This window comes from Streptomyces glomeratus, from assembly GCF_021462825.1.
GTDB classification, from domain to species: Bacteria; Actinomycetota; Actinomycetes; order Streptomycetales; family Streptomycetaceae; genus Streptomyces; species Streptomyces glomeratus.
On the sequence record NZ_JAKEEB010000009.1, the window covers coordinates 269,465 to 282,555 of the forward strand.

Here is a 13,091-nt window from a genome sequence, read left to right on the forward strand (position 1 = left end):
TCACCTCTGCGGGGGGTCGGCGGACAGGGGGTTCACTGCGGTTCCGTACTCGCCGTGCGCTCGCAGGTGTTCGAGCAGCAGGCTGCTCAGCGACTCCGGCGCCTCTTCAGGGAGCCAGTGGCTGACGCCCCGGAGGATCTCGAACCGGTACGGCCCGTCCACCCACCGCCGGGTCTCCTGTGCGGCCGCCGGGCCGAACGCGATGTCTTCGGTGCTCCAGACGTACAGCGTGGGCACGCCGATGACGCCGATCGCGCCGTCCGGACGGCCGGCCCGGTACCAGTTCAGCGCCGCGGTGAGAGCGCCCGGCTGGGACAGGTGCCGTACGTAGGCCTCCACGCTGTCCTGCGGAACCTTTCCGGCGTAGAGGCCGCGAAGCTCCTGGGCGTCGTGGGCGAGCATGCGTTCTTCGGTCGCGGGTGCTTCGCGCCAGTCGATCATGTAGTGCGAGCGTTTGCGCTGATCCTGGTCGGTGCGCAGGGCGGTGGCCAGTGCGCCGGGGTGCGGGGTCGAGACAACTGTCAGAGTGCGTACGCGGCCGGGGTGGGCGTGAGCGGTCCACCAGGCCACCGCGCCTCCCCAGTCATGGCCGACCAGGTCGAACGCCGCCCAGCCCAACTCCTCGGTGATCGCGACCACATCGTCGACGAGAAGGCCGATGCGATAGTCCTCGGGCCGCTGGGGGCGGGCGCCGGGGGAGTACCCTCGCTGGTCGGGTGCCACCACCCGGTAGCCGTGCGCGGCCAACGCCGCGATCTGCCGTCGCCACACCAGCCCCGTCTGCGGGAAGCCGTGCAAAAGCAGCACCGGGCGGCCCTCGGGTGGGCCCGCCACGATCGCGTCGAACACGCCCGCGGCGGAGGAGATGCTCAGCTTGGTCACGATCCACCTACCCATACCGACTGGTCGGTAGCCTTCAGGTAGCGTAACGGGTTGTCAAGGCGGCGAGCACTCCTGTCGCCCGAACTCGGCATTCCCGTGCGCCGACCCCGAGAGAGAGGCGTGTATACCGTGTCCGACCTGGTGGCAGAGAAGCGAACCGCGGTACTTGTGGACTTCGGCGGGGTCATCACCTCCAGTGTGTTGCAGGCTTTCACCGACTTCGGCGCCTCTCTCGGCGTCGACCCGCGCCTGCCGCTGGACCTCCTCGGCCGGGACCAGCCGTCACGCACCCTCCTGGCCGACCACGAGTGCGGTCGTATCGACACCGAAGCCTTCGAGCGAGGATTCGCCGAGCGTCTCCGGGCCCACGGCGCCGATGTCACGGCCGAGGGGCTCACGGCCCGGATGCAAACGGGAATGTCGATCGACCAGGACATGCTCGCGCTGCTCGCTGATCTTCGAATCGCCGGCCACCCCGTTGCGCTGGTGTCCAATGCGTTCGGTACCGGAACCTACGACCGCGTCGACCTCACCGCCGTCGCCGATGTGGTCGTCATCTCCGCCGAGGTCGGGATCCGCAAGCCCTCCCGGCGGATCTACGCGCTGGCATGTGAACGCCTCGGCATCCGCCCCGAGGAGGCAGTCATGATCGACGATCTGCAGCAGAACCTCGACGGAGCGGCACGGATCGGAATCGGGGGTGTCCTGCACACCAGCGCCACCGACACCCGCCGCCAACTCGCCGAACGCTTCGGGATCAGCGCCTGACCGACAGACGGATCAGGATGCCGCACACCTCGTCCACGATCTCCCGGGCCTCCGTCTCGTCCCCGCAGTCACCCAGCTCGCGCGCCGCCCCTCCGATGACGGTGGTCAGCACGCTCACCCGCACCCGGCCGGCACGTCGCCGCTCGTCCACCTCCAGGAGCCGGGCGTTCCGCCGTACCCACGCGCGGTCCCACTGGCGGCGCAGCGCGTCGAAACCCGCGGGGCCGTCGTCCTGTGCGAAGAGACTGCCGAGCCGCCGGTTGTCCCAGGCGCCGTCCAGGTATGCCCTGGCTCCGGCCACGAAGAGGGCGATGGGGTCGTCCACTCCACGGCTGCGCTCGGCGGCCAGTGTGGCCGAGGTCCGGCGCTCCTGCTCCTCCCGGAACTCCTCCCACAGAGCGAGGTAGAGCCCGCGTTTTCCGCCGTAGTGCTGGAAGAGGCTGCCCACCGGGATGCCGGAGCGCGCCGCGATCTCGGTGAGTCCGGCGTCGGTGTAACCACGCTCGGTGAACACCTCCAGCGCGGCGTCCAGCAGGGCACGCCGGACCGTTCGGTTCTGCCCGGTGTCCCCCTCCGGCACGCCCGGGTCCCCCTGTCCGCCCGGCAGCCGACGTGCCGCCCCGGCAGACCTCATCACGCCGCTCACTGGCAATCCCCTTCCGCGGCCCCGTCGCGGATGGCGAGGGCGACCAGTAGTTCCAGGAGGTCGGCGATCCGGCGCGGATTGCGGCCGGTGCGTTCCTCGATCCGGCGCAACCGGTAGTGCGCCGTGTTGTGGTGCACCCGCAGCCGGTCGGCGGCCAGCCGCAGATTGAGGTCCGCCTCCGCGAAGGCCCGGATGGTCGCGGCCAGCGTATCGCCGCGTCTGCGGTCCTCCTCCAGCAGCAGACGCACGCGCGGATCGACCAGCTGGCGGGCGAGATCGTCGGCGCGCAGCGCCAGGTACTCGAACGGCGACAGCCGCGGCAGCGCCGCCACCCCGCCCCCGCTGGACACCAGATCGAGGGCGGCCCGCGCCTCCTGGTAGGCGCGCGGCAGTTCGGACGCGCCCCGGGCGACCGTGCTGATGCCCATGGAGAGCATGGTCCCCTCCCGCGCGAGCCGCTGCTGCACGGCCTCGAAGTGGGCGCAGATGTCCTCCGCGTTCATGCCGGCCCGGACCACGGGCACGGCCACCACCTCGCCGTGGCGCACGACGACCAGGGTTCTGCCGGCCCAGGGCCCGGCGACGCTGATCGACGCGCTGGTGGCATACCCGTTCTCGGCCGAGACGAGGTCCCCGGTGCGCGTGTCGCCGACGCACACCGCCACGACCGCCATCATCGCGGAGCGGGGTCCGACGCCGTACGCCTGCGCCGCGGCGAACAGCGGACCGCGCGTCGGTGCCACGCCGGCCAGGAGCTGGTCCAGGAGATCCCGGCGTTCCCGGTCCGCGTCCGCCACCACGTGCTGCTGGTACTCCACGTAGGCCTGCGCGGCATGGGTGCTGGCGTAGTCGACGTACCGCATCAGCGGTGTGACGAGGGACAGCGCGGCCTGCTGGGCCTCGGCGGACGTGCCTGCGCAGTCCAGCAGCGCGTCCCACAGCACCTGCCGACCGACCCGGAAGGCACTGATCCAGTCCTCCAGGGCGAACCCCGCGCGTGCTCTGCGCATGGCTGCCGCGCGGCTGAAGACAAGGTCCTCCGGGGCGATGTCCCGGTCGCCGGCCAGCGCCGCCAGCTGCATCCGGTAGTGCTCGAGCACCTGTTCTCGTACGTCGTCGAAGAACCGTTCGTCCTGCAGTGCGTACGACGGGATCTCCGCGCGCATCACATCGACGGCGGTCTCCGCCACCTCCTCGACCCGGTCGTGGACGGCGTGCAGGATGCGGTGCCGCTCCCGGCGGAGCGGTTCGGAGAGTTGGGGGGTGCCCAGGGGAAGGCCGCGAGGCATGGCGCCGATCGTCGCCGCCGTTTCGTGCTCCGTCAACAGGCCCGGCGTGAGACATCTCCCGGAACCTGTGCGCGGCGCACAGCCCGGCGACCGAGAAGTTGGGTGCTCACACCCAATGTGCGCCTGGAACGCCCCCACCTACTGTGACGCTCGCCCACCCCCCAGCACGTCGGAAGGGGCGTCACTCATGCTCACGGTCGACGGTATCACCGTGCGCTTCGGCGGGATCACGGCACTGGACGGTGTCGCGTTCACCGTCGAGCCGGGCACCGCCGTAGGGCTCATCGGGCCGAACGGAGCCGGCAAGACCACCTTGTTCAACTGCCTCACCAGGCGCTGCACTCCCGATGCGGGAGAGGTGCGGTTCGCGGACGAGGACCTGCTGGCCCTTCCGCCGCACGCCGTGGCCGGGCGAGGCATCGCCCGCACCTTCCAGAACCTGGGCCTGTTCCCGCGGCTCACGGTCCGGGAGAACGTCATGGTCGGCGCCCACAGCCGGGGGCGCACCGGACATCTCGCCGCGGCGCTCCGGCTGCCCCGCGTCCGGCGGGAGGAGAGGGAACTACGTGATCAGGCAGACGACCTGCTGCGGCAGCTCGGCCTGGCGGACGTCGCCGACCACCCCGCCTCGGGGCTGCCCTTCGGCACGCTCAAACGGGTCGAACTCGCCCGGGCGCTTGCGGTACGACCCCGGCTGCTCCTGCTCGACGAACCCGTCAACGGGCTCAGTCACGGCGAGGTCGACCGATTCGCGGATCTGATCCGCTCGGTGCGCCGGCAGTTCGACCTCACGCTCGTGGTGGTCGAACACCACATGGGGTTCGTGATGGGACTGTGCGACAAGGTGGTCTGTCTCGACTTCGGCCGCAAGATCGCCGAGGGTTCGCCGGAGGACATCCAGCGTGACCCGGCGGTCGTCGAGGCGTACTTGGGGGTGGCCGCATGAGCGAGCCCACCACCGACCGCACCGAGGCGACGCCGGGCGCGGAGCCGGACTTCCTCACGGTCCGGGGCCTGCACGCCGGATACGGTCAGGCCCGCGTGCTCCAAGGCCTCGACTTCCGTGTCGCCCGCGGCGAGGTGTGCGCGATCCTCGGACCCAACGGCGCGGGCAAGACGACGACGCTGCGGGCGCTGTGCGGCATGGTCCGCGGCCGCGGCTCGGTGACCTTGAACGGCACGGAACTGCTGGGCCGCTCGCCGGAGCAGACCGCCAGGATCGGCGTGGCCCATGTGCCCGAGGGCCGGGGCACCTTCAACGACCTGACGGTCGAGGAGAACCTGCGCGTCGGCGCCCACCTTCGCACCGGTCCCCGGCGGCGGGGCCGTGCCGAACGTGCGGCCGTGGCGGCCGACCTGGAGAGGATCCACGACTACTTTCCCAGACTGCGCCAGCGGTCGCGTCAGGCCGCCGGCAGCCTCAGCGGCGGGGAGCAGCAGATGCTCGCCATCGGCAGGGCGCTCATGCTGCGTCCCTCGCTGCTGCTCCTGGACGAGCCGTCCCTGGGACTCGCGCCGCTGGTCACCCGTGAGCTGTTCGAGATCATCCGGGCCGTCAACGAGGAGGAAGGCACCACCGTGGTCGTCGTCGAGCAGAACGCCCAGCTCGCGCTGGGCATCGCGCACCGGGCCCACGTACTGGAGGCGGGCCGCCTGGTGCTGTCCGGACCCGCCGCACAGATCCGGGAGGACGGGCAGGTCGCCGAGGTGTATCTCGGCGTCTCCGTCCGCTCCCGGAAGGCCGGGTGAACGCCGTGACCGATTTTCTCCGGCAAGTGGTGGAGGGACTGGGCTCCGGCGCGGTGTACGCCAGCCTGGCGCTGGCCCTGGTACTGATCCACCGGTTCACGGGGATCGTCAACCTGGCGCAGGGCGAGCTGGCCATGCTCTCGACGTACGTCGCCTGGCAACTGGTGGCTTCCGGGATGCCGTTCTGGCTGGCGCTGCCGGTCACCCTCGTCGTGTCCTTCGCCGGCGGCATGCTGGTCGAGCGGATCGTCATCCGCCCCGTGCAGGGCGCGCCCGAGCTGACCGTGGTCATCGTCACGGTCGGCCTCTTCATCTTCGTCAACGCGATGGCCGGCCTGATCTGGTCGTTCACCGTGAAGGACTTCCCCCAGCCGTTCCCCGACGGGGGGATCGAGATGGCCGGGGTGCGCGTGGACTGGTCGACGCTCGGGATCATCGGCGTGGTGGCCGTCGTGATGGGCTTGCTCTATCTGCTGTTCCAGCACACCTCCGTCGGCCTCGTGATGCGGGCGGTCGCCTGCAACCCCTCCTCCGCCCGGCTGTCGGGCATCCGGGTGGGCCGGGTGCTGATGCTCGGCTGGGGATTGGCCGCGACGGTCGGCGCGCTGTCGGGTGTGCTCGTCGCCCCCGTGCTGTTCCTGGAGCCCAACATGATGGGCGGAGTCCTGATCTACGCGTTCGCCGCGGCCACCCTCGGGGGCTTCGACAGTCCGGTCGGCGCGGTCGTCGGCGGCCTGTTCGTGGGCGTCGCCGAGACGCTGACCGGGGCATACGTGGACGTGATCGGTGCCGATCTGAAGGTGGGCGTCCCTCTCGTGATCATTCTGGCGGTGTTGCTGGTGCGGCCCCAGGGCCTCTTCGGACGGGCGGCGGTGGAGCGCGCATGAGCACCATCACCGCGGCACTCGGCAGCGACCGGGCCCGGCGGCTGCGAGCCGCGCTCACCGGGCTGCTCGCGGCGGCAGCCGCCGTCGGCGCACCGTTCTACTTCGCCCCCTTCCAGGTCTTCCAGCTGACCATGGTCCTCCTGTACGCCGTGGCGCTGGCCGGCCTGAACCTGCTGGTCGGCTTCGGCGGGCAGATCTCGCTCGGGCACGGCGCGTTCTTCGCGGCGGGGGCCTACACGGCGGCGGTCATGCTCGACCGGTACGACACCGGCCACCTGGCCACACTGCCGGTCGCGGCCGCCGGTTGCTTCGTGCTGGGCCTCGGGTTCGGGGTGCCGGCGCTGCGGCTGCGCGGGCTGTACCTGGCCCTGGTCACCCTCTCGTTCGCGGTGTTCCTGCCGCCCTTGCTCAAGCGGCTCCAATCGGTGACGGGCGGCTCCATGGGCCTGACCGTGGACAAACTGGAGCCGCCCGCGTGGAGCGGGCTCGCGGAGGACCAGTGGATGTACTTCGCCGTCCTCGCCGTCACCGCGGTCGTCCTGCTGCTCGCCCGCAACCTGCTGCGGTCCCGGGTCGGCCGGGCACTGCTCGCCGTGCGGGACAACGAGAGCGCCGCCGAGGTCATGGGCGTGCGGCTGTCCCTGCACAAGACCCTCGCCTTCGCCTGGAGCGCGATGTTCGCTGGCGTCGCGGGATGTCTGTACACCTGGGTGATCGGCTTCGTCTCGCCCGACTCCTTCAGCTTCGTTCTGTCCATCACGCTGCTGGCCGGACTGGTGGTCGGCGGGCTCGCCTCGCTGTACGGGCCCCTGCTGGGGGCGGCGTTCGTGATGTACGTGCCAAGCGTGTCCCAGGACGTCAGCGAGGCGGCACCGGGAGTGGTGTTCGGCCTGCTGATCATCGCGGTGATGTTCGCGGCCCCGACGGGACTGGCCGGTCTGCCGGGCCGTGTCCGGGGTGCTCTCGCCCGTCGGGCGACCCGCGCCGCCACCCTCGACCGAACGCCCGGGGCCCCGTCCGCACCTGGCGCGAACCCGAAGTCCCTGGCCGAACCCGGGCCCGCCGCGGTCCTCACCCCCGCGGAACCCGCAGCTGTCGATGCCGACCCCGTGGGCGCACCGCCCCGCACGGAAAAGGAATGAATCACATGCGCAAGACGACCGCTCTGCGGGCGGCCGCGGCCGCGACCGCCGCCCTTCTCACCGCGACCGCCTGCAGCAGCCAGCGCGGGCAGAACGACCAGAGCACCGCCGCCGGTGGCGCGTGCAAGGGCCAGCAGACCACCGGCATCACCGACAAGACCATCAAGCTGGGCGGGGTGTACCCGCTGTCGGGACCTGCTTCCGCCTACGGCACCATCAGCAAGGGTGTGGCCGCCTACTTCAAGTACGTCAATGCCCAGGGCGGCATAGACGGCCGCAAGGTGGAGTTCGTCGTCCGTGACGACGGCTACCAACCGCCCAAGGCCGTCGAGGAGACCCGCAGGCTGGTCGAGCAGGAGAAGGTCTTCGCCGTGTTCCAGACCCTGGGCACCCCCTCCACGGCGGCCGTGTGGGACTACCTCGGCCGGCAGAAGGTGCCGCAGCCCTTCGTCGCCACCGGCGCCTCCGTCTGGGGCACGGACGACAGGCATCCATGGACCATCGGGTGGCAGCCCAACTACGTGGCCGAGGCCCGCGTGTACGCCAAGTACCTCAAGGACGAGCGGCCCAAGGCCAAAGTCGCGGTCCTCTACCAGAACGACGACTTCGGCAAGGACCTGCTCGGCGGGTTCAAGAAGGCCGTCGCCGGCAGTGGCGTCAAGGTGGTCGCCGAGGAGAGCTACGAGGTCACCGACCCTTCCGTGTCCGCACAGATGGCGAGCCTCTCCCGCTCCAAGGCGGACGTGCTCCTGGACGTCACCACGCCCAAGTTCGGCAGCCAGGCGCTTGCCGCCGACGCCAAGGACACCGAGTGGAACCCGCTGCACATCCTGAACAACGTGGCCTCGTCCGCCGCCGTGCTCCAGCCCGTCGGGTTCAAGAACGTCCAGGGCGTGGTCTCGGCGACCTACTTCAAGGACCCCGCCGACCCGCAGTGGGCCGATGACCCGGAGGTGAAGACGTACAGGGACGCCCTGCACAGGTACGCGCCCGACGCCGACCCGGCCAACCAGTTCAACGCCTATGGCTGGGCCGTCGCCTCCAGCCTGCACAAGGCCCTGGACGCCATGAAGTGTCCGACCAGGGAGGGGCTGCGGGACGCCGTGCGCAATCTGAAGGACGTGAAGGTGGGCATGCTGCTGCCCGGAGTCACCATGTCCACGGGTCCCGGCGACGCCTTCCCGCTGGAGACGATGCAGCTGATGCGGTTCAAGGGCGAGCGGTGGCAGCTGTTCGGCAAGCCGGTGGACACCCGTGAGGAGTTCGGCCCGCTCACGAAGTGATCCGGCGGGGGCGGTCCCGGTCCATGCCCTGATCCTTGGGGACCGCCCCCCGGTGACCGGTCACTGGTCACCGGTCACCGGGGGAGCGGGAGGAACAGGGGCCGTCGGCGCACGATGCCGACTGACTGGAATGCACGCGATCCGGTGTGTGGTAAACCTCACACACGTGACATACCTACTGGTCGGTACTCTGCGGCGAAGCCGCGAACGACAGGAGGCGCGATGTCTGTGACCAACCGCCAGATACGTCTGGCAGCCCGCCCCGTGGGCGAGGTGAAACCCGATGACTGGGAGCACTGTTCGGGTCCCGTCGACGAGCCGGGCCCGGGCCGCTTCGCGGGCCGGACGCGCGTCATCTCCCTGGATCCGGCGATGCGGGGCTGGCTGGACGACCGTCCCTCCTACCTGCCGCCCGTGGGCATCGGCGAGGTCATGCGCGCCGGGTCGGTCATCGAGGTCACCGCATCCCGCCATCCCGACTTCCGGCCCGGTGATCACGTGGTCGGCACGTTCGGAGTCCAGGAGTACGTGGTCTCCGACGGCAGGGGCGCCATGAAGGTCGACACTACCCTCGCCCCGGCCTCGACGTATCTGGGCGCGCTGGGCATGCCGGGCATGACCGCCTACTTCGGCCTGCTGGAGGTCGGGGCCCTGAAGGAGGGCGAGACCGTGGTGGTGTCGGGGGCGGCCGGCGCCGTCGGCACCATCGTGGGTCAGATCGCGAAGGCCAAAGGCTGCCGGGTCGTGGGCATCGCCGGAGGGCCGGAGAAGTGCGCGTTGCTCACCGGCGAACTGGGATTCGATGCGGCGATCGACTACCGCGCCGAAGACGTCAGAAAAGCGCTGCGCAGGGAGGCCCCCGACGGCATCGACGTGTACTTCGACAACGTGGGCGGAGACATTCTCGACGCCGCCCTGACCCGGCTGGCGATGCACGCGCGCGTCGTGGTCTGCGGTGCGATCAGCCAGTACAACAACGCCACGCCGGTCCAGGGTCCCTCCAACTACCTCTCGCTGCTCGTGCGTCGCGCCCGCATGGAGGGCTTCGTCGTCTTCGACTACGCCAAGCGCTATGCGCAGGCCGCGCAGGAGATCTCCGCGTGGATCGGCGCCGGCCGTATCAGGGTCAAGGAACACGTGGTGCGGGGGAGTGTGGACGACTTCCCCGAGACGTTGCAGATGCTCTTCCGCGGCGAGAACGTGGGCAAGCTCGTTCTGGAGCTGGCGTGATCTCCGGCGAGAGCAGGGCCGCCGACCGGCCCGGAGAGACGGACGGCTCCGCGCTGCGCGGCAAGGTGGCGATCGTCACCGGGGGTGCCAGCGGACTGGGCCGGGCCATGGCGCTGACGCTGGGCAAGGCGGGGGCGCGGGTGGTAGTCGCGGACCTCGACGTGCGAGGCGGCCGCGAGGTGGCCGACATGGTCGGCGGGCATTTCCGCGCCTGTGACGTCTCCGACCTCGACGCCAACCGTGCGCTGGTGGACTTCGCCCGGGAGCAGTGCGGCGGCGTCGACATCGCGTTGCTCAACGCCGGGGTGGCCACCGGGTGCGGCGTCGGCGAGGACTTCGACCCGGCGCGTTACCGCCGCGCGATGGGGGCCAACCTCGACGGCGTGGTCTTCGGCACCCATGCGGTCCTGCCCGCGCTTCGGGCTCGCGGCGGAGGGGCGATCGTGGCGACCTCGTCCCTCGCGGGTCTGGCGGCGGTACCGCTCGACCCCCTGTATGCGGCCAACAAGCATGCGGTCGTGGGACTTACGCGTTCCCTGGGACCGGCACTCGCCGCGGAGAACGTGCGCTTCAACGCCGTCTGCCCCGGGTTCGCCGAGTCGCGGATCATCGATCCGCTGCGTGACATGCTCTCGGAGCAGGGGCTGCCGATCATCCCGGCTCAGGTCGTGGCGGACACGGTGCTGCGGATCCTCACCGGGGACGGCACCGGGGAGTGCTGGTTCATCCAGGTCGACCGCGACCCGGAGCCGTTCCGTTTCCGCACCGTCCCCGGTCCGGGCAAGCCTGCCGGCACCTGAGAACGCTCGCGGCAGCCCGTGTCGGCCGCGGGCTGCCGTCTCGCTGCGGGCGGCTTCGCCCCGTACCACCACCGTGGTGGAGCCCCTCGCCCCTGGGGGCCCGCCCGCAGGCGCTTTCAGGGGCGGGTGGCTGCGGGCTGCGCTGAGAAGGCGCGCTCCAGCAGGGCGTACAGGGTGTCCCGCTCCTGCTCGTCGAGCCTGCCGGCACCTGAGAACGCTGGCGGCAGCTCGTGCGTGCCGCGGGCTGCCGTCTCGCTGCGGGCGGCTTCGCCCCGTACCACCACCGTGGTGGAGCCCCTCGCCCCTGGGGGCCCGCCCGCAGGCGCTTTCAGGGGCGGGTGGCTGCGGGCTGCGCTGAGAAGGCGCGCTCCAGCAGGGCGTACAGGGTGTCCCGCTCCTGCTCGTCGAGCCTGCTCAGACCGTCGAGTGTGTGGTGCATCTTCCCGCGGATCACGTTGATGACCCGCTCGCCCTCCGCGGTCAGGACGACGTTCTTGACGCGCCGATCAGAGGGATTGGGCTCGCGGCGCACCAGGCCGCGCTTCTCCAGCCGGTCGATGATCCCGGTCATATTGGAGGCGTCACAGGTCAGCGTGGTCGCCAGGACGCTCATGGAGGCGGGCCCGCGGCGCAGCACGTTGAGTGTCTTGCCCTGGCTGGCCGTGAGGTTCTCGCTCGCGGCGGCGACCGTGAAGTCGCCGTAGTAGGCAGCCAGCGACGCCGAGAGCAGCTCCATGAGCTGGTCGGGGCCGACGTGGGCGGATCCTGTCATGCGCGTCACCTTACCCCCGGAAACTTGACGATCTCAAATATCGCTGGCTACGGTCTCGGTATTACTTGAAGATCTCAAGCTTCGACGTTCTTAAGTAGTTCGTCGAGGTCTCACTTAGGGAAGAGATTCCGTGTCTGATGCGCAGCATGCGGCGGCCCGGCGGCCCTCGGCCGACACCGCGGTCGTCCTGGTGCTCGGCCTTGCCGCGATGGTCGTCTCGATGATGCAGACCCTGGTCGTCCCGATCCTGGGGATCATCCAGAGCGACTTGCACGCCACCACGGCGAACGTCAGCTGGGTGACCACCGCCACACTTCTGTCGGCTGCCGTCTTCACCCCGTTGCTCGGCCGCTTCGGCGACCAGCACGGCAAGAAGCCCACCCTCGTCGGCGTTCTGCTGGTGATGATCGCCGGCTCGGTGCTCGCCGCCACCACCACCTCGCTGACATGGCTGATCGTCGGCCGAGTGATGCAGGGAGCGGCGACCGCCATCTTTCCGCTCGCCCTCTCCGTGCTGCGCGAAGAGATCAAGCCGGAGAAGCTGCACGGCGCCATGGCCCTGGTCAGTGGCACGCTCGCGTTCGGCAGCGGGCTCGCCCTGGTCGGCGCGGGGCTTCTGACCCGTGGCTCCGACCCCGACTACCACCGGGTCTTCTGGCTCGCGGTGGTGCTCGCGGTGGTGGCGCTGGCAGGTGTTCTGTTCACGGTGCCCGCTTCCCGGGCGACGACGGGCGGGCGGACGGACTGGCTGGGAGCGGTCACCCTCGCGACGCTGCTGGTGCTGCTGCTTCTGCCTGTCTCGCAGGGGCACGAGTGGGGATGGACGTCCGGCCGTACGCTCGGCTGCTTCGTCGGGGCGGTCGCCATGGCGGCTGTGTGGGTCGTCGCCGAGAACCGGGTCAAGGAACCCATGGTGGACATGAAGATGTTCGCCCACCGGCCCGTTCTCTTCACCAACCTGGCCGGGCTGCTCCTGGGCTTCGCGATGTTCGCGCAGTTCATCGGCGTCTCGTATCTCGTCCAGATACCCGAAGACGTCGCGGGCTACGGCTTCGGCGCTTCCGTGCTCGGAGCGTCCGTCGTGTATCTGCTTCCCACCACGCTGGTCTCGCTCGTGGGTGCCCAGTTCGGTGGCGCACTGGTGCGCCGGCTCGGCGCGCGCCTGACCCTGGCCGTAGGAGCCTGCTTCGGCGTGGTCGGCTTCACCTGGCTGAGCGTCGCGCACGATGCGACGGCCTCCGTGATCGGCGCGGGCATGGTCATCGGGCTGGCGATCAGCTTCGGTTACGCCGCCATGCCCGCGCTCATCGTCGCCAGCGTCCCCGCCCACCAGTCCGGCATCGCCAATGGCATCAACTCCATCTCCCGCTCGGTCGGAAGCGCCGTGGCGAGCGCGGTGATCACCTCGCTGCTGGCGTCGAAGACCATCCCGCTCCCGGACGGAATGCCGGCCCTGCCCCAGGAGAGCCAGTTCACGATGAGCTTCGCGATCGCCGGAGCAGCCTTCGGCCTGGTCGTCGCCGTTGCCCTGGTCGGAATCAAGTCGGCGCAGGCGCCTCGTACGCCCGTGCTGAGGAAGGTAACGGAGTCCGGGACGGCGGCGCCTGCAGAAGCGGAATCCGGTGTCGAGCTCGTGTGACCCG

The 13,091-nt window shown here is 70.4% G+C and carries 14 protein-coding genes; 9 read left to right on the forward strand and 5 right to left on the reverse strand.

Annotated elements, in window-relative coordinates; translation table 11 throughout:
• A complete protein-coding gene (locus LZ604_RS14030; RefSeq protein ID WP_234515489.1) occupies nucleotides 1–885 on the reverse strand; it encodes an alpha/beta fold hydrolase in 885 nt (294 codons plus the stop codon).
• A gap of 138 nt (nucleotides 886–1,023) precedes the next feature.
• Between LZ604_RS14030 and LZ604_RS14035 the strand changes: the two genes are divergently transcribed.
• The gene (locus tag LZ604_RS14035) at nucleotides 1,024–1,650 is read left to right on the forward strand and encodes an HAD family hydrolase (RefSeq protein ID WP_234515401.1); all 627 of its coding nucleotides are present in this window, start codon (nucleotides 1,024–1,026) and stop codon (nucleotides 1,648–1,650) included.
• Here LZ604_RS14035 and LZ604_RS14040 read toward each other — a convergent pair.
• Complete coding sequence (locus tag LZ604_RS14040; RefSeq protein ID WP_234515402.1) at nucleotides 1,640–2,284, reverse strand: TetR/AcrR family transcriptional regulator; 645 nt, start codon at nucleotides 2,282–2,284, stop codon at nucleotides 1,640–1,642. The two genes, LZ604_RS14035 and LZ604_RS14040, sit on opposite strands and share 11 nt — an antisense overlap.
• 8 nt (nucleotides 2,285–2,292) lie before the next feature.
• A complete protein-coding gene (locus tag LZ604_RS14045) occupies nucleotides 2,293–3,621 on the reverse strand; it encodes a PucR family transcriptional regulator (RefSeq protein WP_234515403.1) in 1,329 nt (442 codons plus the stop codon).
• Nucleotides 3,622–3,772: 151 nt separating this feature from the next.
• Here LZ604_RS14045 and LZ604_RS14050 point away from each other — a divergent pair, with 151 nt between their 5' ends.
• The 7 genes from LZ604_RS14050 (at nucleotide 3,773) to LZ604_RS14080 (ending at nucleotide 10,676) form a co-directional block, all read left to right on the forward strand.
• The gene (locus LZ604_RS14050) at nucleotides 3,773–4,531 is read left to right on the forward strand and encodes an ABC transporter ATP-binding protein (protein ID WP_234515404.1); all 759 of its coding nucleotides are present in this window, start codon (nucleotides 3,773–3,775) and stop codon (nucleotides 4,529–4,531) included.
• Entirely contained in the window at nucleotides 4,528–5,334 is an 807-nt protein-coding gene (locus tag LZ604_RS14055; RefSeq protein WP_234515405.1) for an ABC transporter ATP-binding protein, read from the forward strand. The genes LZ604_RS14050 and LZ604_RS14055 overlap by 4 nt, the downstream gene beginning before the upstream one ends.
• Before the next feature lie 5 nt (nucleotides 5,335–5,339).
• Nucleotides 5,340–6,221: a branched-chain amino acid ABC transporter permease gene (locus tag LZ604_RS14060; RefSeq protein ID WP_234515406.1), complete on the forward strand. Its 882-nt coding sequence runs from the start codon at nucleotides 5,340–5,342 to the stop codon at nucleotides 6,219–6,221.
• Nucleotides 6,218–7,363, forward strand: coding sequence for a branched-chain amino acid ABC transporter permease (locus LZ604_RS14065; RefSeq protein ID WP_234515407.1), 1,146 nt, complete (start codon nucleotides 6,218–6,220; stop codon nucleotides 7,361–7,363). Before LZ604_RS14060 ends, LZ604_RS14065 begins: the two co-directional genes overlap by 4 nt.
• Before the next feature lie 5 nt (nucleotides 7,364–7,368).
• Entirely contained in the window at nucleotides 7,369–8,646 is a 1,278-nt protein-coding gene (locus LZ604_RS14070; RefSeq protein WP_234515408.1) for an ABC transporter substrate-binding protein, read from the forward strand.
• A gap of 222 nt (nucleotides 8,647–8,868) precedes the next feature.
• Nucleotides 8,869–9,876 (forward strand): NADP-dependent oxidoreductase, encoded by a 1,008-nt coding sequence (locus LZ604_RS14075; protein WP_234515409.1) that lies wholly within the window; start codon nucleotides 8,869–8,871, stop codon nucleotides 9,874–9,876.
• Nucleotides 9,873–10,676: an SDR family NAD(P)-dependent oxidoreductase gene (locus LZ604_RS14080; RefSeq protein WP_234515410.1), complete on the forward strand. Its 804-nt coding sequence runs from the start codon at nucleotides 9,873–9,875 to the stop codon at nucleotides 10,674–10,676. The genes LZ604_RS14075 and LZ604_RS14080 overlap by 4 nt, the downstream gene beginning before the upstream one ends.
• A gap of 116 nt (nucleotides 10,677–10,792) precedes the next feature.
• Here the strand turns inward: LZ604_RS14080 and LZ604_RS14085 are convergent, their stop codons facing one another.
• Both LZ604_RS14085 and LZ604_RS14090 read right to left on the reverse strand, forming a co-directional pair.
• Entirely contained in the window at nucleotides 10,793–10,960 is a 168-nt protein-coding gene (locus LZ604_RS14085) for a hypothetical protein (protein ID WP_234515411.1), read from the reverse strand.
• Between the two features lie 44 nt (nucleotides 10,961–11,004).
• Nucleotides 11,005–11,448 carry a MarR family winged helix-turn-helix transcriptional regulator gene (locus LZ604_RS14090; RefSeq protein WP_234515412.1) on the reverse strand — a complete coding sequence of 148 codons (444 nt, stop codon included), beginning with the start codon at nucleotides 11,446–11,448 and terminating at the stop codon, nucleotides 11,005–11,007.
• A 130-nt stretch (nucleotides 11,449–11,578) separates the two neighbouring features.
• Between LZ604_RS14090 and LZ604_RS14095 the strand changes: the two genes are divergently transcribed.
• A complete protein-coding gene (locus tag LZ604_RS14095) occupies nucleotides 11,579–13,087 on the forward strand; it encodes an MFS transporter (protein ID WP_234515413.1) in 1,509 nt (502 codons plus the stop codon).
• Nucleotides 13,088–13,091: the final 4 nt, after the last annotated feature.